The 19,051-nt window shown below is 61.9% G+C and carries 22 protein-coding genes; 11 read left to right on the forward strand and 11 right to left on the reverse strand.

The features are described from left to right. Window positions 1-20: 20 nt before the first annotated feature. The gene (locus E5W70_RS14000) at window positions 21-464 is read right to left on the reverse strand and encodes an SRPBCC family protein (protein ID WP_292658956.1); all 444 of its coding nucleotides are present in this window, start codon (window positions 462-464) and stop codon (window positions 21-23) included. Between the two features lie 169 nt (window positions 465-633). Then, window positions 634-1,878: an aminotransferase class I/II-fold pyridoxal phosphate-dependent enzyme gene (locus E5W70_RS14005; RefSeq protein ID WP_292658959.1), complete on the reverse strand. Its 1,245-nt coding sequence runs from the start codon at window positions 1,876-1,878 to the stop codon at window positions 634-636. A 346-nt stretch (window positions 1,879-2,224) separates the two neighbouring features. On the opposite strand from E5W70_RS14005, the gene E5W70_RS14010 reads away from it, so the two are divergent. The 5 genes from E5W70_RS14010 to E5W70_RS14030 all read left to right on the forward strand — a co-directional run bounded on the left by E5W70_RS14010 (window position 2,225) and on the right by E5W70_RS14030 (window position 7,465). Beyond that, window positions 2,225-3,199 carry a polysaccharide deacetylase family protein gene (locus E5W70_RS14010; RefSeq protein WP_292658961.1) on the forward strand — a complete coding sequence of 325 codons (975 nt, stop codon included), beginning with the start codon at window positions 2,225-2,227 and terminating at the stop codon, window positions 3,197-3,199. Between the two features lie 67 nt (window positions 3,200-3,266). After that, entirely contained in the window at window positions 3,267-4,235 is a 969-nt protein-coding gene (locus E5W70_RS14015; protein WP_292658963.1) for a sugar ABC transporter substrate-binding protein, read from the forward strand. Between the two features lie 148 nt (window positions 4,236-4,383). Beyond that, window positions 4,384-5,499 carry an ABC transporter permease gene (locus tag E5W70_RS14020; RefSeq protein ID WP_292659008.1) on the forward strand — a complete coding sequence of 372 codons (1,116 nt, stop codon included), beginning with the start codon at window positions 4,384-4,386 and terminating at the stop codon, window positions 5,497-5,499. A gap of 14 nt (window positions 5,500-5,513) precedes the next feature. After that, window positions 5,514-6,326, forward strand: coding sequence for an ATP-binding cassette domain-containing protein (locus E5W70_RS14025; protein ID WP_292659010.1), 813 nt, complete (start codon window positions 5,514-5,516; stop codon window positions 6,324-6,326). A gap of 32 nt (window positions 6,327-6,358) precedes the next feature. Further along, window positions 6,359-7,465, forward strand: coding sequence for a Gfo/Idh/MocA family oxidoreductase (locus tag E5W70_RS14030; protein WP_292658966.1), 1,107 nt, complete (start codon window positions 6,359-6,361; stop codon window positions 7,463-7,465). Window positions 7,466-7,486: 21 nt separating this feature from the next. Here E5W70_RS14030 and E5W70_RS14035 read toward each other — a convergent pair whose 3' ends face one another. Continuing rightward, window positions 7,487-8,260 carry a FadR/GntR family transcriptional regulator gene (locus E5W70_RS14035; RefSeq protein WP_292658969.1) on the reverse strand — a complete coding sequence of 258 codons (774 nt, stop codon included), beginning with the start codon at window positions 8,258-8,260 and terminating at the stop codon, window positions 7,487-7,489. Between the two features lie 58 nt (window positions 8,261-8,318). After that, window positions 8,319-9,293 carry a LysR family transcriptional regulator gene (locus tag E5W70_RS14040; RefSeq protein ID WP_292658972.1) on the reverse strand — a complete coding sequence of 325 codons (975 nt, stop codon included), beginning with the start codon at window positions 9,291-9,293 and terminating at the stop codon, window positions 8,319-8,321. A 110-nt stretch (window positions 9,294-9,403) separates the two neighbouring features. Here E5W70_RS14040 and E5W70_RS14045 point away from each other — a divergent pair, with 110 nt between their 5' ends. The 3 genes from E5W70_RS14045 (at window position 9,404) to E5W70_RS14055 (ending at window position 11,371) form a co-directional block, all read left to right on the forward strand. Next, window positions 9,404-10,018 carry a nitroreductase family protein gene (locus tag E5W70_RS14045; RefSeq protein ID WP_292658974.1) on the forward strand — a complete coding sequence of 205 codons (615 nt, stop codon included), beginning with the start codon at window positions 9,404-9,406 and terminating at the stop codon, window positions 10,016-10,018. Next, window positions 10,015-10,872 (forward strand): EamA family transporter, encoded by an 858-nt coding sequence (locus E5W70_RS14050; RefSeq protein ID WP_292658977.1) that lies wholly within the window; start codon window positions 10,015-10,017, stop codon window positions 10,870-10,872. Before E5W70_RS14045 ends, E5W70_RS14050 begins: the two co-directional genes overlap by 4 nt. A 361-nt stretch (window positions 10,873-11,233) precedes the next feature. Further along, entirely contained in the window at window positions 11,234-11,371 is a 138-nt protein-coding gene (locus tag E5W70_RS14055; protein ID WP_292658980.1) for a hypothetical protein, read from the forward strand. Here the strand turns inward: E5W70_RS14055 and E5W70_RS14060 are convergent. Both E5W70_RS14060 and E5W70_RS14065 read right to left on the reverse strand, forming a co-directional pair. Further along, entirely contained in the window at window positions 11,352-11,609 is a 258-nt protein-coding gene (locus tag E5W70_RS14060; RefSeq protein WP_292658983.1) for a hypothetical protein, read from the reverse strand. The genes E5W70_RS14055 and E5W70_RS14060 overlap by 20 nt on opposite strands. Beyond that, window positions 11,602-12,162, reverse strand: a complete 561-nt coding sequence (locus E5W70_RS14065) for a type II toxin-antitoxin system HicB family antitoxin (RefSeq protein WP_292658986.1) — start codon at window positions 12,160-12,162, stop codon at window positions 11,602-11,604. The genes E5W70_RS14060 and E5W70_RS14065 overlap by 8 nt, the downstream gene beginning before the upstream one ends. Before the next feature lie 677 nt (window positions 12,163-12,839). On the opposite strand from E5W70_RS14065, the gene E5W70_RS14070 reads away from it, so the two are divergent. Then, complete coding sequence (locus tag E5W70_RS14070; RefSeq protein WP_292658989.1) at window positions 12,840-13,328, forward strand: nucleoside deaminase; 489 nt, start codon at window positions 12,840-12,842, stop codon at window positions 13,326-13,328. Between the two features lie 160 nt (window positions 13,329-13,488). On the opposite strand, the gene E5W70_RS14075 is transcribed toward E5W70_RS14070, so the two are convergent. After that, window positions 13,489-13,971 (reverse strand): MarR family transcriptional regulator, encoded by a 483-nt coding sequence (locus E5W70_RS14075; protein ID WP_292658991.1) that lies wholly within the window; start codon window positions 13,969-13,971, stop codon window positions 13,489-13,491. Between the two features lie 106 nt (window positions 13,972-14,077). On the opposite strand from E5W70_RS14075, the gene E5W70_RS14080 reads away from it, so the two are divergent. Beyond that, window positions 14,078-14,482 carry a VOC family protein gene (locus E5W70_RS14080; protein ID WP_292658994.1) on the forward strand — a complete coding sequence of 135 codons (405 nt, stop codon included), beginning with the start codon at window positions 14,078-14,080 and terminating at the stop codon, window positions 14,480-14,482. Between the two features lie 100 nt (window positions 14,483-14,582). Here E5W70_RS14080 and E5W70_RS14085 read toward each other — a convergent pair whose 3' ends face one another. After that, entirely contained in the window at window positions 14,583-15,479 is an 897-nt protein-coding gene (locus E5W70_RS14085; RefSeq protein ID WP_292658996.1) for an NAD(P)-dependent oxidoreductase, read from the reverse strand. A 147-nt stretch (window positions 15,480-15,626) separates the two neighbouring features. Between E5W70_RS14085 and E5W70_RS14090 the strand changes: the two genes are divergently transcribed. Continuing rightward, the gene (locus tag E5W70_RS14090) at window positions 15,627-16,565 is read left to right on the forward strand and encodes an NAD(P)-dependent oxidoreductase (protein WP_292658998.1); all 939 of its coding nucleotides are present in this window, start codon (window positions 15,627-15,629) and stop codon (window positions 16,563-16,565) included. An 868-nt stretch (window positions 16,566-17,433) separates the two neighbouring features. Here the strand turns inward: E5W70_RS14090 and E5W70_RS14095 are convergent. The 3 genes from E5W70_RS14095 to E5W70_RS14105 form a co-directional block, all read right to left on the reverse strand. Continuing rightward, entirely contained in the window at window positions 17,434-17,685 is a 252-nt protein-coding gene (locus tag E5W70_RS14095; protein WP_292659001.1) for a hypothetical protein, read from the reverse strand. A 204-nt stretch (window positions 17,686-17,889) separates the two neighbouring features. Continuing rightward, window positions 17,890-18,510, reverse strand: a complete 621-nt coding sequence (locus tag E5W70_RS14100; protein ID WP_023675237.1) for a ribonuclease D — start codon at window positions 18,508-18,510, stop codon at window positions 17,890-17,892. A 103-nt stretch (window positions 18,511-18,613) separates the two neighbouring features. Next, window positions 18,614-19,051, reverse strand: a 438-nt coding sequence (locus E5W70_RS14105) for a M20/M25/M40 family metallo-hydrolase (protein WP_292659005.1), incomplete at its 5' end; no start/stop codon positions are given.

The raw sequence follows: 19,051 nt of genomic DNA on the forward strand, positions 1-19,051 counted from the left end.
CGCCGGGGCAGCGCTTTACCCTACTGCTTGATCTCGGGTTCAACGAGCTTCGCCAGATTTCGCAGCGACTCCTGCCAGCCGAGATAGCAGGCCTCAACCGGGATGACGTCTGGAATACCGGCCTGCGTGATATTCACTTCGGTGCCGACCGACACTTTCTTCAATGTCACGGTCACCTCGATCTCGCCGGGCAGGTTGGGGTCGTCGAACCGGTCGGTGTAGCGCAGCTGCTCATTGGGCACGAGCTCGACATATTCGCCGCCGAACGAGTGGCTGTCGCCGGTGGTGAAGTTGCGGAAGGACATTTTGAACGTACCGCCGACTTTCGCCTCGAAGTGATGAACCGTGCAGGTGAAGCCGTTCGGCGGCAGCCATTTCGCAAGTGCATCCGCTTCGACGAACGCGCGGTAGACTTTCTCCGGGCTGGTTGTCAGAACGCGGTGCAGACGTACGGTGCCGGGCATATCGTTAATCCTCCGTATTGGTGATCGATGCCCCCTAGGACGAGCGGAGCCCGGCCTATCCGACACGGGCCTGCGGATCTTTTGACGACCGGTTATGCCGGCCGGAATCCTCGGCCGGCCGCCGGAGAAGGAACTCGGCCGCAGGGTAGCAAACCGCGTCGGAACTGGTCTAGTTCACACTGTCGAATTTCTGCAGATCAATCGGTGCCGACTTGCGCAATTCGACATCATCGAGCGAAGCATTCTCCAGCGCCACCCGCGCCGCCGCGTCGATGTTGTGGATCATGTCCTGAATGTCGGTATCGCTGTGCGCCGGGTTCATGGCGACCATCACGGTGCGGTTGAGGATGTCGAGCGAGCGCTTGCCGAGGTCGTCGGAATAATCCAGTCGCAAGCCCTGGTTCTCGGGCAGTGCGTAAGGATTGAGCGCCGGATGATGCGCGCCTTCATGCATCAGCACCTGGTCCCACTGGGTGAAATTATGGCGGCCGGTCTTGCCGGCTACGACGCTGGGAATGGTCTTCGAAAAAGTCTGCGCCGCCTGCTCGCTCGGCAGCAGGTACATCACCTGCGCGGCGCAATCGTCGTCAGGGCTGTTCATCGGCGACGGCGTCAGCCCGAGATTGCTAAGGTGGCGGGTGCCGGCCAGCACCGTCTTCTTCTCGGCGCGCATCGCCTCGATGATGCCGTCCAGCCGGTCGAGTTGGACGTTGAGCATCGCCCCCATCAGCTCCGAGGCTCGGGCGCCGATGCCGGCGAAGGGTTTGATGCTGTCGCTTCTGCCCTGCCAGTAGAAATGGCAAGGGTCGATGGCGCAGCGCGCCCGCTCCGCCACTTTCGGGTCGCTGGTGGCGATGCCGCCGCCCTCGCCCGAGGTCATGTTTTTGAAGTAGTTGAAGGAATAGGCGCCGGCATGGCCGATCGAACCGAGCTTGCGGCCCTCGTAGCCGCCGCCGATGCCCTGGCAGACATCCTCCAGCACCAGCAGGCCGCGCTTGGCAGCAATGTCCATGATCGCGTTCATGTTGCAGGCCGCGCCCCACATATGCACCGGGATGACCGCCCTGGTGCGCGGCCCGATGGCTTCGCGCAAGGCGATGGGATCGATCGTCAGGCTCTCGTCGATGTCGACGATGACAGGAATGGCCCCCACCGAAAGCACCGCGGTCGCGGTCGCCATATAGGTGTGCGCGGGCACCAGCACTTCGTCCCCCGGGCCGATGCCGAGGCCGATCAGGCCGGCGGCGAGCCCATAGGTGCCGCTGGCGGCCAGCGCGAAATGCTCGACGCCAAGATGCTGCGCATAGCGGGCCTCGAAGCGGTCGCATTCGCTGTCCTTGCCGTAACGAAACAGCGCGCCCGAGCGGATCACCCTGGCAATGGCTTCGATTTCCTCTTCGCCGGCGGTGTACATGACAGGCCTCCAAGTCACTTGGTAATGTGGGTCGCTTGATGGTGTGGACAGCTGTAGGCTTGTCGGCACAGTTTGAAAGAACCACTCCGCCGCTATTCGACCAAGCCATCTGCGCCCGGAAGACGGTTCCTATGACTGGTTTTGAACCTGATTGGGGAAATCGGCAGCTAAGTGTCTCAGCCGGCAGGCAAATCGTATCCATCCGAATTCGCCAAAGTGGCCCTGTCGGAAAGGCAGGTTTCGGCGTTCCATTCCGGCCAGTTGGGCAAACGGTTGGTTCCATGAAATACGGGACACACTTTGGAAGACCCTCGAAACCGGCGTGCCGGCGGAAAGGCGGCCATTCGTGAACGCCGCCGGCTCCAGCAAACGGATCGTGCTCCACGAGGACGATGTCGGCATGTGCCACGGCGCCAACAGCGCCTTCCTCCAATTGAGCGGGCTGGGTGTCTGCAGTTCCGGCGCGGTGATGGTTCCGTGCCCCTGGTTCCTCGAAATGGCCGAAAGCGCCGCCGCCAACCCTGGCCTTGACCTTGGCGTTCACCTGACGCTGAACAGCGAGAAGCAGCACTATAAATGGCGGCCGTTGACCGCGCCGTCGCGGGCGGCCGGCCTGACCGACGAGTTCGGCTTCTTATGGCCCGACGTGGCGACCACGCGCCGCAAGGCGGTGCCGCAGGCGGTCGAGGCCGAGCTTCGCGCCCAGATCGACACCGCCTATCGCGCCGGCATCGACGTCACCCACCTCGACGCGCATATGGGCGCGGCATTGTCGCCGGAATTTTGCGACATCTACATCAAGCTCGGGCTGGAATATCAGTTGCCCGTGCTGCTGACCAAGACGCTGTCCGCCTATTCCCCCAACGACAATCTGGTCGGCGTCACCGAGGAGGCGTTCCAGCGCGGCGTAGCGCTGGCCCGCGCCGGCGGCTTTGCCATTTTCGACGCCGCCATCCAGACGACTTGGGGTCGGCCGCGTTCCAGGCCGATCGAGCCCGCTTACAAAGCGCTCATCGAGGGTGTGCGCGATGGCCTGACGTTCTTTTGCCTGCATTGCAACGCGCCCGGTGAACTCGAGCTGATCGAGCCGCGTTCCGCCTATATCCGCACCGAAGAGTACGAGCTGTTCCGCGACCAGGGCTTTCGCGACTGGCTCGCCGCACAGCCGATCGACGTCATCGGCATGAAGCCGTTGCGCGAGGAGCTTCGCGCAACACTCTCGGCCGGGCGATCATCAACAACGGCCCGCGGCAGCAACGCGGGCGAACAGCGATTGGCGTCGGCAAAGGCCCGCAAAGCGGCCACCCGATCCGCGACATGAGCCGATCGTCGCGGCCGGAAAACGGCGCCAGAGGGATTGGAACTGCAACGACAGATGGGAGAATAAGATGAAAGCTCTTCTGAAAGTGGCATTGGGCGCCTTCGTCTCGGCGGGCCTGATGACAGGTATCGCGCATGCCGCGGGCCTCAAGGATCCGAAGGACGTCCGCATCACCTTCGTGGTGCATGGGTCGGCGTCCGATCCCTATTGGTCGGTGGTCAAGCGCGGCGTCGATGACGCGGCCGCCCTCACCGGCGCCAAGGTCGAATATTACGCGCCGCAGGTCTTCGACGTGGTAGAGCAGGCCCGGCTTCTCGACGCCGCCATCGCCACCAACCCGGACGGCATCGCCGTCTCCATCGCCGACGCCAATGCGCTCGGCAAGTCGGTCAAATCCGGGCTTGCCGCCAATATTCCCATGGTGGTTCTGGATTCCGGCGAAAAGGAAGGCGCCGCGCTCGGCACGACACTCTATGTCGGCACCGTTTCCGAATATGATTCCGGCAAGAAGGCCGGCGAGCGGCTGGCCAAAGAAGGCACGCTGAAAGTCGTCTGCATCAACCACGAGGTCGGCAATGTCAGCCTCGACCAGCGCTGCCAGGGCCTCAATGACGGGCTGAAGCCCTCCGGCGGCGGCACCGAGGTTCTGGCCGTGGCGCCGGATCCGGCCGACATCCAGCGCCGCACCGAAGCCTATCTGTCGGCGCATCCCGATACGCAGGCCGTCTTTGCGCTCGGCGCCACCGCCGCCAATCCGTTGATCCCGATGTTCCGCGACAAGGAACTGTTCGGCAAGCTCAAGCTCTACACTTTCGACATCAGCCCGGAGGTCCTCGACTCTGTCGTGGCCGGCGAAATGGGCTTCGGCATGGACGCCCAGCAATATCTGATGGGCTATCTGCCGGTGATCTATCTGGTCGAGCAGGCGACGCACGGCTTCTGGCCGCAGAACAATTCCTATACCGGACCGCTGTTCATCGATACGCCCGAAAAAGCCAAGGCGATCCTGGCGCTGGCCAAAGAGGGTATCCGCTAGGCAAGCGCTCCGACGGAACGGGAGAATGCGCCAAGCGCTCTCCCGATCCGTTCGAAGATTGCGAATTGAGCGATTGGAGAGCCTAATGGCGGTCGTGGAAGACAAGGCGATACCTCCGGGCGAACTGAAGGCGACCGACCGCTTCGGCATGACATCGAAGCGGGCCGCCGGCGCCGACGAGCGGTTGGCCAGCACCGGCAAGCTGACCCAGTGGTTGCGCCGGCCGGAAGCCGGTGCTGCCGGCGGGCTGCTTGCGACGATCATCATCTTTGCGCTGCTGCCGGGCGCGGCAAACCTCTATTCGCTGCAGGGATCGATGACCTTCCTGACGCTATCGGCGGAGCTCGGCATCCTCGCCACCGCAGCAGCACTTCTCATCATCGCCGGCGAGTTCGACCTTTCGGTCGGCTCCATGGTCGGCTTTGCCGGTGTCGTCATAGGGCTGACGGTGAAATACTGGGGCCTGCCGCTATGGGGCGGCATCGCCTGTGCCTTCGCCGTTGCCATCTTCACCGGCTATCTTAACGGCCTGATCGTGGTGAAGACGCGCCTGCCCTCCTTCATCGTCACCCTCGCCACGCTCTATATCCTGCGCGGACTGTCGATCGGCATCACCCGCGCCGTCACCGGCCGCACCCAGATCCCCTACATCCTCGAAGGCGCACCGGACCCGGCGACGGCCGGCATTTTCAACGGTCATCTGCTCACCGGCCTGTTCCACTGGATGGGCGCGCAAGGCTGGATCGCCACCCGCAGCGACGGCATTCCCTTCGTCGCCGGCATTCCGATGTCGATCGTCTGGTGGCTCGGCCTGACGGTGCTGGCCGGCTACGTGCTCACCCAGACGAAATACGGCAATTGGATCTTCGCCACCGGTGGCGACCTGATCGCCGCCCGCAACGTCGGCGTGCCGGTCGATCGCGTCAAGATCAGCCTGTTCGTCTACACCGCCTGCGCGGCGACGCTGCTCGCCACCATCCAGGTGATGGAGGCGGGCTCCGCCGACACCACGCGCGGCCTGCTCAAGGAATTCGAGGCGATCATTGCCGCCGTCATCGGCGGCGTGCTGCTCACCGGCGGCTACGGCACCGTCTATGGCGTGCTGTTCGGGGCGCTGATCTTCGGGCTGGTGCAGATGGGCATCTTCTACACCGGCATCGACACCGACTGGTTCAAGGTCTTCCTCGGCATCGTCATCCTGATGGCCGTGCTGGTCAACAACTACATCAGGCTGAAGGCGCTGGGACGCGGAGGTGGCAAATGACTGCGTCAGCCCAAATGAGAGAACCGGCTATGGAACTGCGCGGCGTCAGCGTCAATTTCGGCTCGGTGCGCGCGCTCCAGGACATCGACATCAAGGTCTATCCGGGCGAGGTCCACTGCCTGCTCGGCGACAACGGCGCCGGCAAGTCGACGCTGATCAAGGTTCTGTCGGGCGTCTACCGGCCGAGCAAGGGCGAAATCCTGGTCGACGGCAAGCCGGTCACCTTCCGCAGCCCGCGCGACGCGCAGGAGCTCGGCGTGGCAACGGTGTTCCAGGACCTCGGCATGATCTCGCTGATGTCGATCACCCGTAACTTCTTCCTCGGCCGCGAGCCGACCAAAAGCAGCCTGCCCTTCTCGCGCATCGACAAGGAGCGCGCCAACACCATCGCCAGGCAGGCGATGGCCGATATCGGCATCGACGTGCGTGACCCGACGCAAGCCGTTGGTACGCTGTCGGGCGGCGAGCGCCAGTCGGTGGCGATCGCCCGCGCCGTGCATTTTGGCGCGCGCGTGCTGATCCTCGACGAGCCGACCTCCGCACTCGGCGTCCACCAGGCGGCGATGGTGCTGAAATTCATCATCGAAGCGCGCATGCGGGGCCTGGCCGTCATTTTCATCAGCCACAACATCCACCATGCCTATCCGGTCGGCGACACCTTCACGCTGCTCAACCGCGGCCGCAATCGCGGCACCTACGCCAAGTCGGACATCTCGCGCGACGAGGTCATCTCGATCATGTCTGGCGGTGAGGACCTGAAGGCGGTCGAGGCGGAGATTGCCGGCCTGCTCGCCCAGATCGGCAACCGGCCGCCTGCGGCGCCTTGAGCTGACATCAGGACATTGCGGGGAATGATCCAATGAGCAGGATACGCGTCGGGGTCGTCGGCGCCGGCATGATCTCGCAGGTCGAGCATATTCCCAATCTGCTGCGCCTCGGCGAATTGTTCGAGCTGGTCGGGGTCGCTGATCCCTCGAGGATTTCGCGGCAGTTCGTCACCGACATCCATGGCATTGCCAATTTCGAAACGATCGACCAGCTCTTCGACCAGCGCCTCGACGCGGTGGTGATCGGCTCGCCGGACCCGCTGCACCACGAACAGGTGCTGGCGGCGCTGGCGCTTGGCCTGCATGTCTTTTGCGAAAAGCCGCTCTGCTATTCCTTGGCGGAAATCGCCGAGATCGTCGCCGCGCGCGATGCCGCCAGGAAAATCATGCAGGTCGGCTATATGAAGCGCTTCGACCCGAGCTACCGGCTGGCGCTCGCTTCGCTGCCGGGCACATCAAGCACGCTGCGCGCGGTCTCGGTGGAAGTGAACGATCCCGACGCCTGGCCGTTCATTGCCCATCAGCCCTACAGGCGCGGCACCGATATTCCCAAGGACATGATCGCCGTCGTCGCGGCCAAGCAGAAGCGCCAGGTCGAATACGCCATCGGTGTTCCCGTGACCAAGCTCGCTTTCCGTGGATTTACCGGCGCTTACAGCTCGGCCTTGATTCACGATGTCAATGCCGTCCATGGCCTGCTCGACGCGCTCGGGGTGCCAGACGGCGAGGTCGTCGGCGCGCAGATCTTTGCCAATGGCGACGGCGGCCAGGGCGCCGTCAAGCTGCTGGACGGGCAGGCGCTGTGGACCATGACGCATCTCACCGTGCCCAAGCTCGCCGACTACAAGGAGCGGATCACGCTGTTCTTCGACGATGCCAGCCTGGAGCTCGAATTCCCCTCGCCCTGGCTCAACCATCATCCGACCCGGCTGACGGTGACGACCTCGGACGGTCACACGCTGTCGAAGAAAGATTTGCGCGCCGGCTACGCCGAAGCCTTCGTCGAGGAGATGCGTGGCTTCTGGGCGGCGATCGTCAATGGCGACCCCGTCGTCAACCCGCCCGAACACGCCGCCCGCGACCAAGAGCTGCTCCTCGGCCTGACATGGCAGCATCTCGCGACCGCACCCTTCGACTGAGTGCCTGTAGCCGAACGGCGGCTACCTGGACTTGATGACGCTGTCGGTATTGGCCAGCAGCTTGCGCACCGCATTGCGCGCCGCGTCCGGCCGCTGCAGGCGGATGCTCTTCTCGATTGCCTCATGCAGCCGCTGCGCATGCTGCAAATCGTCGAGTTCCCGCGTCGTGAAAGCGAACAGATGATCGAACGCCGATTCGATCAGCACGCCGAGCGGCACCAGCAGATCGTTGCCCGAGGCGCGCAGGATGGCGAGATGAAACCGCGTGTCGGCGCGCGTCCGCTCCTGCAGGTTGGTCGCTTCGCCCATCTCGCGGCAGGCCTGGCTGATCTCGGCCATCTGCTCGTCGGTGCGCCGCATGGCGGCGAAGGCGCTGGCCTCCGGCTCGATGATGTGGCGGAACTCCTGCACGGTTCTCAGGAACACCTCGCGGTCCGGCGAGGTCGCGTACCAGGCCAGCACATCGCGATCGAGCAGGTTCCAGCGCTCCTTCGGCTCGACCCAGCTGCCGATTTTGGGACGTGACGACAAAAGGCTCTTCGCCATCAGCATTTTGATGGCTTCGCGCACCGCCGAGCGGCTGACGTCGAAGGTCTCGGACCATTTGGCTTCGTTGGGCAGGATGGTTCCCGGCGGATAATCGCCGCGCACGATCCTCAGCCCGATCTCGTTGGCCAGCGACGCATGCACGCTCGACCCCGGCATGCGCGCCGCATCGGCCCGGCGAGTACCGCTCGTGCGTTCGGCGAATGCCTCGGCCGCTGTCTTTCCCTTATTCGGCTTAGCGTCCTGCATGGCTCCACAAAGTCCGGATTTGGAGGCGTGTCAAGGAGATGGAATTGACGGCAATATCTCAGGTCTGATTTTCCGTATCCGTCGCCTCGCCGGTAACGCGCTTTGCCGAGCGTTCACGCCGGAGAGGCACGAACGGCTTCTCTTTGTCCCGACTGAATTCCTCGATCAGGAAATCAAGGAAGACGCGGATTTTCGGGGCGAGGTGCTGGCGTGCCGGATAGACCGCGTAGAGCGTGGTTTCGACCTTTTCCCAGTCATCCAGAGCCGATTGCAGCCGGCCTGCTGTCAGATCGCTCTCGACATAGGGATAGGGGATCAGGCTGACGCCGAAGCCGGCGCGCAGCGCATCGCGCACGGCAAGGCTTGAGGAGACCGAATATCGTCCCTCGAGGGCGATCCGCTCGCTACGGCCGTCCTGGCGGAACTCCCATATGTCCGCATGGCCCGAGAGGCTGAACCGGATGCAATTGGCCGCCTTCAAATCGGAAGGCGTTTTGGGCCGGCCATGCTTCTCGAAATAGGACGGAGCTGCGCAAAGCACGTGCGGCATGACCGCAAGCTTTCTGGCAACCAGGCTGGAATCCTCGAGATTGTCGCTGCCGCGAATGGCAAGGTCAAATCCCTCCCGCACGATATCGACGCGCCTGTCGTCAAGATGCAGATCGAGTTTCAAATCGGGATAGCGCGATAGAAACGCGGGAATGGCAGCCGAAAGCCGTGTCAACGTGACAGTCATTGGCGCGCTGACTCGCAACGTGCCGCTCGGCGCCGTCTTGATCGGGCCGAGAACCTGGTCGGCCCTGGCCAGCGCATCGAGCCCCTGCGTGACATGCTCCAGGTAGATCCTGCCTTCTTCGGTCAGGGCCATCCGCCGCGTAGTCCGGTTGATGAGCCGCACCCCCAGATACGCCTCCAGCTCGGCGATGTTCTTGCTGATCGCCGGAGGCGAGAGGCCGAGCCGCCGTCCGGCTTCGGCAAAGCTGTTCAGTTCCGCCACGTGGCGGAAAACCTGCAACGCCGTCAGGCGATCCATCGCACCATTCTCTTCCAGTAAACAATGTCTTTCAATTGTCACATATTATCGTCTGTTGGTAAATTCCATATCTGCTTCCCGAACGGCTTAGTCAATTTCGGAATGACATGATGACCAACCCCACAATCTCCCTTATCGAGCGACGCATGTCGGCCAATCGGTTCGATGTCTCGCACGCATTGACGGATGCCGAGGTCGAGGAACTGGCACGCCTCGCAACGCGCGCGCCAACCGCCTACAACCTTCAGAATTGGCGGTTCATCGCCGTGCGGACGCCGGAAGCAAAGGCACGGCTGCGCAGCGTGGCCCATGGCCAGGCCAAGGTGCAGGAGGCAGCCGTCACGTTCATTGTATGCGGCGTGCTGCCCGACCACGCCGCCCTCAATGCAAGGCTGCTTCCTTTCGTCGAAGCCGGCTTCATGCCGGCGGATATGGCTTCGGGCTGGCAGGAAGGCGCCCGCACCCAATATGCCGATCCTCGGGCGGCCCGCGACGAAGCCGTGCGCTCGGCAACGCTTGGCGCTGCGACGCTGATTTTTGCAGCCGAAGCGCTGGGGCTCGTCGCTGGTCCGATGGGAGGCTTCGATGCCGAAGGCGTGGCCCGCGAGTTCGGCCTTGGACGCAACGAAGTGCCGGTGATGCTCATCGCGATCGGCCGCGCCGCGCCCGGCAACTGGCCGCAAAAGCCGCGCCGCCCTCTTGCCGAAGTACTGGAAATCTTATGAAAACGCACCGTTCCGATCTGTTGCTTACAGCCATTGCACCCGCAATATGGGGCAGCACCTATATCGTCACCACGCAGTTCTTGCCGAACTTTTCGCCGATGACGGTCGCAATGCTGCGAGCCTTGCCCGCCGGATTGCTGTTGCTCGCAATCGTTCGGCAACTGCCGACGGGCGTCTGGTGGCTGCGCAGTTTCGTGCTCGGAGCCCTCAACATCTCGATCTTCCTGAGCCTGTTGTTTGTCGCCGCCTACCGGCTTCCTGGCGGGGTCGCGGCGACGGTGCTGTCGGTCCAGCCGTTGATGGTGATTTTCCTTGCCGCTGCCCTGCTTGGCAGCCCTATCCGACCGTTAGCGATCGTCGCTGCCCTTGTCGGGATCGCCGGTGTTGCATTGCTTGTGCTGACCCCGAACGCGAGGCTCGATGCGGTCGGCGTTGCCGCCGGCCTCGCCGGGGCGGCCTCCATGGCCTTCGGAAGCGTATTGGCCCGTAAGTGGCAACCGCCTGGATCGCTGCTCACCTTCACGGCATGGCAACTGACCGCCGGCGGTCTCCTTCTCGTTCCGGTGGCCCTGCTTTTCGAGCCCTCCATCCCAATCCCGACCGGGGCCAACCTGCTTGGACTGGCGTGGCTCGGGCTGATCGGTGCGGCGCTGACCTATGTCCTCTGGTTCCGGGGCATTGCGCGACTGGACTCTGCGGTGGTGTCGTCGCTGCTTTTCCTCAGCCCGGTGACCGCCGTGCTGCTTGGATGGGTATTCCTGGACCAGACGCTGACCTTGCCTCAAATCGCCGGCGTCGTTTTCGTCATCGGCAGCATCTGGCTGGCTCAACGGCCTAGTCGCAACGAGTCCTGAGCCTGGGCGGGAGTGGGTCAGTTTGAAATTTCCCATATCGGGCTGACCTCCTATATGCTTACCGGAAAGCATGGGAGCAGCCGTGAGCGATCACAATCAAGACGCATTGGAAGGTTGGACGTTTACCTCTGGCGAGGTCTCAGTTGGCGTGTACCGATTTAGCGGTCGCCATTATGACGGACGCTCGGTTGAACGGCAGGGCCCGGACTATGAGGCTATAAAGGCCGACTGCATGAATGATGCCCGGACACTTGAGAAGCCAGCCTATGCCAACCGGACCTAAAGGCCAGAAGCGCCCCGCCGACGTGATCGGCAACGCCGTGAAGTCATGCGCATTGCTACCGGTGAGGAAACTGACGACGTGATCGACGACGGCAAAAGCGCCGCCGCCAAAGAGCTTGGTTCGAAGGGTGGGAAGAAGCGCGCCGCCAACATGACACCGGAACGGCGCGCCGAGATCGCAAGGAAGGCGGCTACCTCTAGGTGGAAACCGGATTAACTTCTGCGGCGTTGACTACGAGCGCGTTGGGCGAAGTTTCGGCTGCCCTTATAAGGCCAATGCCTGTAACGGCCACAGCTGCCCCTGGGACTGTTTCATCAGGCGTAGGTCCCATGTTGGCTGCCCCCAAGCCAAAACTCATGACAATTTGCCATCTTCCTTCATGAAGCCCAGCCTGTTTCACCAACGCCTCGGCTACTTCCTTGTATTTGAAGTCGTACTGTTTGATTTCAGGCATGGGACATAGCTCTTTTGTTGATATGGGTTCTGAGTACATCTGACCCAGAAGCAACTCTTTGACTGAGATAGTCTTGTTGAGGCGCCAGCGAAGGGGCCACGATCTGACTAATTTGCATTAGAAAGAGCGGAGCCAAGGCTGTTTGCATTGAATGCGCACTTAACACTACAGGCCGCGCACGAAGGCCGACCTGTTCGGCAAGACATGTAACGATAAATTGGTTCAGGCTGACCCCGTCGCGTTCCGCATACAATGCCGTCCGCTGATGAAGGCTCTTTGGCATGCGAAGCACAAGCTTTCCGCTATATCCTGCCGTTTCCATTGGTTCCGGGATTTCCTGACCTTGAGCGACGGCGGCCCCAATCCAGTCGGCGGCTACCTCCTCTAAATTCTCCAAGGCTTCTGACGCTGTTTCGCCCATGGCGACACAGCCTGGAAACTCGACAATCTCGGCGGAGAAAGTTCCGTCTGAATCAGGAATCACCATCCGGGCGTAGGGTTTTCTAAGAATGTCCGTGACCATTGTTTCCACCGTCATTTTCTTCTGTGTCATCTAATCCTTGCGCGTCGCGCCAGTCTTCCCAAGCCGCTGCGTCTGCCTCCAAGAGCCCAAGAACCACTTTCTTTACATGAGGGCTTACCTCAGGGTCTCCGCCATGCCGACCGATTGGAAAGGGCCTGTGTGCCTGAAAGGCTGATAGCCACATTACATGGTTACCGCCCTTGTATTTCGTTCTCCCAGCCAGAATGGCGAGAGCCTCAAGGTCGGAACCCGTTTGGGCAGACCTACGAGCGGCCGCCAGCTCTTTGCGCCGTCGCGCCCAAGCCCGGCAAGCGTGGTTCCTACGAAGAAACGGTAAGATCGTCCATGGCAGATCGAGATCGTTGGATAATTCACATCAAAGAGCTTCGCGCTCGGCACGGCGTAAGCCTCCTCGAAGCGGAACGCATTGCCTTGTCAGATCCTCACTGGCGACGTTGGGTCGAACGCCAAATCAACACAGATGAGCGCTGTCGCAAATTCGCACGCACTCACATGGCAGCCAATCGTCAAGCCTCGCTAATCTACAAAGATGGCGGTGTACTGAAAGTGCGCTAGCGTGCGAACTTCGACACACATGCGATTATGGGATTACAGTCTAGATTTCAAACCGAGACGCTACCGCCCAGGCTGCCGACTTGTGTCGGCGGATCGTTTGGCACTATTGTCAAGCGGCGGAGGATCCGCCGATGCCACAACGGCCCTATGATGAGCGCCTGCTCCGTCAGGCGTTCGAAGTCGCGCGCAAGGCCCGCGATGCCGGCGAACATCCCTTTGGTTCGCTCCTCGCTGACAAAGACGGCAATGTGTTGCGCGAGCAGCCCAACGCTTACAAAGCCGGCGGGGGCGACCGCACCGCTCATGCCGAAAGGCTGCTGGCCGCGTGGGCGGGGATGAATGTCAGTCTCGAAAAGCTGGCCTCCTGCACACTCTACACTTCGGCTGAACCTTGCGCGATGTGCTCCGGGACAATCTATTGGGCAGGCATCGGACGGGTCGTTTTTGGCCAGAGCGAACATGACCTCAAGGCGTCGACGGGCGCACACGTCGAGAACCCCACGCTCGACCTGCCCTGCAGGATCGTCTTCGAAGCCGGGCAGCGTCCGACTGAAGTCGTCGGCCCGCTGCTTGCCGATGAAGCGGCGCAACTCCAGGCCGAATTCTGGAAGCACAAGTAGGGTCAGGACTCATTGATTCAGAGGCAGAGGCGACTGCCGACGTGGACAACGACCTAATGCAATTCCAGGAAAGGTGTGAAACGGTTTTCCGTCCGGAATTGCGTCAAAACAAAAAGATAGATCGGTTTGGCGTTTCCGTAAAACGACGAACCATTCTAATTCAAAGTCCTGTCAGCAATTTCCTAAGCAGTGCGTTAAGAGTTTCCTGCTCCGCCGGCGTCAGCACGGAGATTAATTGCTCTTCTAGGGCCACCATTGGACCGATCAAATCGTCTATCGCGCGCTTGCCGCCAGTTGTCAGCGCAATTTGCTTGCCGCGCCGGTCGTTGGGATCGGGGCGTCGTTCAACCAGCCCGGCGCGCTCCAGCCGGTCGAGGCGGCTCGTCATGCCGCCCGAGGAGATCATTGCCGATTCGTAGAGCTGAGTAGGTGAGAGCATGTAGGGTTCACCGGCGCGCCTGAGCGGCGTTAGCACATCAAACTCACCTACATTCAGGCCTGCTTCTTTGAGCAACGGGTTCATGTGATCGCGGATAACCCGCGCGGCGGCATCGAGCAGGCGACCTACCGTTTCAACAGGCAACAAGGGAAGATCGGGGCGCTCGCGAGCCCATTCCTTAGCTGCGGCCTCGGCGCGATCCATGTCAAGTATTCCCTTGCCAGTGTATCTTGCAATCAAGATACATTGCATCTACTAACATTGCAGCAAGATAATAGCGCAGCGCGCATCCCTGGAGAAAGCGAAATCGATGCCCAAAATGATTTTCGTGAACCTGCCTGTCCGTGACCTGTCGGCGTCGACGGCGTTCTACGTGGCGCTAGGCGGCACTGTGAACCCACAGTTTTCGGGCGAGAAATCCACCTCGCTCATGTTCTCGGACACGATCGGGGTGATGCTGCTGACCCATGACCACTACCGCGAATTCACTACACGCCCAATCGGCGACGCACGGCGCGACAGCCAGGCAATGATCGTCCTCACTGTCGATAACCGCGACGCCGTCGATTCAACACTAACCAGCGCGGTTGCGGCGGGCGGTCGCGCCGATCCCAACCCGGCACAGGATCTTGGCTTCATGTATAACCGCCACATCGAAGACCCAGATGGCTACGTTTGGGAAATCGTCTGGATGAACCAGACGGCGAACGCCTGAACGTAGGTTGTGGGCGCATCGGTCGTAGCGGGTGTGAGCCTGGAGTCATGACGAGCAATTCGGGGGCTGGCCCGGTGCCGGTCCGCGTCAGCTGCGCCCGTCAGCTCGTCTTGACATATTTCCGCCAGGTGTGTTCCGGCCGGAAGCCAAGCATGTCCCGCGCCTTGCGGTTGGAGAGCAGCGTCTCGTATTCGCCAAGTTCGCCCTTGACCGGCACATCGGGATAAAACCGCTTCAGGAGTTCGGCTGTCGGCAGGTCGGACGAGGTGTCGTCATTGGCGGCGTTGAACACCTGATAGCCGAGCCCGTCCTTCTCGATGGCGCGCAGCGTGATCTGGCCGAGGTCGCGCGCGTCGATATAGCTCCAGGCGATGCGCTTGCGGAAACCCGGATCGGCGAACCATTTCGGAAACAGCGAATATTCATGCGGCTCGATGACGTTGCCGATGCGCAGGGCGTAAATGTCGGTGCCATCGCGTTGTGCAAACGCCCGCGCGGTCTTCTCGTTGACGACCTTGGACAGCGCGTAGCTGTCCATCGGATCGACGTCGTACTCCTCGTCGAGCGGGAAATGCGTCGGATCGCGCGGTTCGTTGGCGAAGACCAGGCCGTAGGTCGTCTCGCTGGAGGCGATCACCACCTTGCGGATGCCGAGCTTCACCGCAGCCTCGATCACGTTGTAGGTGCCGAGCGCGTTGATGCGGAACACCTCGTTATCGGGCGTAATCATGATGCGCGGGATCGCCGCGAAATGCACCACGGCATCGACCGGCTGCGTGCGCAGCGACGGGTCGAATTCATGCAGGCCCATATAGCTCGACAGCGCATTGAACACCTGCCCGCTGTCGGTGATGTCGGTGATCAGCGTGCGCACCTTGGGATTGTCGAGCGGCTTGGTGTCGATGTTGAGCACCTGGCAGCCCTGCTCGACGAGATACTGCACGACGTGGCGCCCGGCCTTGCCGCTACCGCCGGTGAACATGATCCGCTTCGTCATTTTGCTCTCCCTGGAATTCATGTGTATTGTCAGACAATATCGAACTCTGCAATCGCCTGCCATGGCATGCGGCAAAAACCCGCTTCAACAATTCGCCGGGCAAGCTGCAGCGCCGTCATCCATCATTGCAAAATAGGACGAAACGACATGAACACGACCGCCGCGAGCGAAAAGATCGGCTTCATCGGGCTTGGCCTGATGGGGCACGGCATAGCGAAGAACATCGTCGACAAGGGCTATCCGCTGACGTTTCTCGGCCGCAAGAACCGCACGCCGGCGGAAGACCTGCTCGGCCGGGGCGCCAGGGAAGCGGCGACCTCGCGCGACGTCGCGGCGGCATCCGATATCGTCTTCATCTGCGTCACCGGCTCGCGCGAGGTCGAAGCCATCATCCGCGGCCCCGGCGGCCTCAAGGAAGGCCTGAAGCAGGGATCGGTTGTCGTCGACTGCTCGACCTCGGATCCTGTCTCGACGGTGGCGCTGGCCGCCGAGCTCAAGGCGCTCGGCGTCGATTATGTCGATGCCCCGCTCAGCCGCACCCCGAAGGAGGCCTGGGAAGGCACGCTCGACGCCATGGTCGGCGCGCCCGATGCGGTCTTTGTCCGGCTGAAGCCGGTGCTCGAAACCTGGGCTGGGCGCATCGTCCATATCGGCGACACCGGTGACGGCCACCGCATGAAGCTGCTCAACAACTTCATTTCGCTCGGCTACGCCGCGATCTATTCCGAAGCGCTGGCATTGGCGCAGAAGGTCGGCATCTCGCCGCCGCGCTTCGACAGCGTCATCCGCAACGGCCGCATGGACTGCGGCTTCTACCAGACCTTCATGCGCTGGACGCTGGAAGGCGACCGCGATGCGCACAAATTCACCATCGCCAACGCCTTCAAGGACCTTACCTATCTCGAATCGATGGCGGGTGCTGCCGGCATCGCCAACCCGCTCGGCAACGCCACCAAGAACGCCTTCGCCGGCGCCTTCGCGGCCGGCCCCACCGACCAGTTTGTGCCGATGCTGGCCACGCATATCGGCAAGGTCAACGGCGTCGACCTCATGCCGACCAGGGATGGCAAAAAGCAGACGATCTGAGAACGTTGGGATTAACGTCTGTCGCCAAACACCAACATTCGACTGCCGCAGGCTAGTTCGTTTGCACAGAGGATTTAGTTCTTCGATTGAGCCCGAAAGGAACTGTAGACGTTCGCTGCCGGCCAGCTACAGCCGCCAATCTCCAACGCTGGCGATTAGCCGAATTGCCACCACGCCTTCGTCATCCCAGGGCGGAGCAGGAGCGAAGCGACGTCGCGGAGACCCTGGGATCCATGCCGTGACATCCGCCGAAGAATGCAGCGGCTCAGAGCGGCGCTTGCATCCGCCATTGCGCTCGTTGCCCTTCCACCATGACCGCGAGCCAGAAGCTGCTGAAGCGCTGGCTCCGCCATGGGAGACCGAATTGATCGAGACGACCGGTCCCAGAGTGCTTCGAGCTTTTTCGTAGGACTGGGGTGGCAGCGTTTGGTTCTGGTCCGCTGGAGCACTGCCGCAAGGTAACGGCACGGATCCCAGGGTCTGCGCCGCGTCGCTTCGCTCCTTGCTCCGCCCAGGGATGACGAAGGGAGGATTTCAGCTAATCTCCTAAATTTGCGATTTGCCACTGACAGGAATGATCGACCTTCGTTGCCGGTTGACCCGACTTACGCGCAATTGGCCGAGAAACGATCGAATTAGCGCCGAGACCGGCCGATAACGTCATCTGTATTCGCGAGAAGTCTGTGCACCGCAGCACGCACAACTTCCGATCGGAAGACGCCAGAAATGAAAAACCCGCCTCGGCGGGCGGGTCGTTGGAGCCAATTAGCACCATACCGAAATTAGTAGCATAGCTGCCGGCACAAAGCAAGAACAAAATACGCTTTGCCTCAGAATAATCACTTCAGGTCGGCGGTTGCGACAATCCTCAGTCGTCCGCGTCCGGGTCGTCGGAGGCCGGCCGCCAGCTGATCGGCTCGATCTTCCTTTGCGTATGGCCGTCCGTATAGGCCCACCAGCCGGCGTCGCTTTCGTCCCAGTCGCCGCCGGCCGCCTTCAGCCGGTCGAGCGAACGGTATTGCGCGATGCTCTCGTTCATCACACCGTTGCTGTCCTGCCAATAGACGGTGATCTTGGAGCCGTCCTTCGGTGCCGTTTCGATTGGTTTTCGCGCAGCCATTTCAATTCCTCCCGGTGAAGCGAACGGAGCGCCGGGACAAGCGCCCTCGGTTCCTGGCCGATGGCCTTTATGAGAATTCGCTCCGGCGAGACATATGGCGTGGTTTTCGAGAACCGGAGCGGAGCGGACATTTGGGTCCGTGAGCACCGGAAGCGGAGAAAACTGCGCCAGAAGGCCGCCGGAGTAGAATTATCATGAAGGCCATTAGCTGTGGGCGAAGATATCCTCCTCATCCCAGCCCATCAGGTCGAGTTTCGCACGCGTCGGCAGGAAGCGGAAGCAGGCATCGGCCTCCCTGGTCCGGTTGTCGCGCGCCAGCCGCGCGCTCAGCACGTCGCGCAGCCGGTGCAAATAGAGCACGTCTGAGGCGGCATATTCGAGCTGTTCGGGCGACAGCGTCTCGGCCGCCCAGTCGGACGATTGCTGCGCCTTCGACAGGCCGACGCCGAGAAGCTCGAAGCAGATGTCCTTCAGCCCGTGCCGGTCGGTGTAGGTGCGCGTCAGCCGCGACGCGATCTTGGTGCAGAACACCGGCTCCGGCATGACGCCGAAGGCGTTGTAGAGCACGGCTAGATCGAAGCGGCCGTAATGGAAGAGCTTGGTGATGCTGCGGTTCTTCAGCAGGCTGACGAGGTTCGGCGCCTTCTTCTGGCCGGGCGCGATCTGGATGACGTCGGCCGAGCCGTCGCCCGGCGAGATCTGCACGACGCAGAGCCGGTCGCGATGCGGGTTCAGCCCCAGCGTCTCGGTGTCGATGGCGACCGCCCCGACATCGTAATGCAGCAGGCCGGGCAAATCGTTTTTATGGAAACGTATGTCGCTCATCGTCTTCTCCGGTCGCGGCCCCGTGCAGCGATGCGCGACGGACCATGCCCGTCCTTGCCGCGATCCGGCGAAAAATCAACAAAAACTTGAGTCTGGCGCAATTTCAGCGTGTCAGCGCCTCGAGAATGCGCGCCCAGGAGCGCTGGCCCTTGTGGAAGGAGCTCATCTCGTACTTCTCGTTCGGCGAGTGGATGCGGTCGTCGTCGAGGCCGAAACCGACCAGCAGCGATTCCATGCCGAGATAGGTCTGGAAATCGCCGACCACCGGGATCGAGCCGCCGCTGCCGGTCACCACCGCCGGCTTCGGCCACTCGTCGGACAGCGCCTGCTTGGCCTTGGCGAGGAAGGGCGAGTCGTAGGAAAGCTGGATCGCCGGCGAGCCGCCATGCGGGTGGAATTCGACCGAGCAGTCCGCTGGAACGCGCTCTCTAACGAATGCCTGGAAGGCGGCGCGGATTTTTTCCGGATCCTGTTTGTGGACGAGGCGGAAGGAGACTTTTGCCGAGGCCTGCGCGGCGATCACCGTCTTGAAGCCCTTGCC

The organism is Mesorhizobium sp., from assembly GCF_005063415.1.
Lineage (GTDB): Bacteria > Pseudomonadota > Alphaproteobacteria > Rhizobiales > Rhizobiaceae > Mesorhizobium.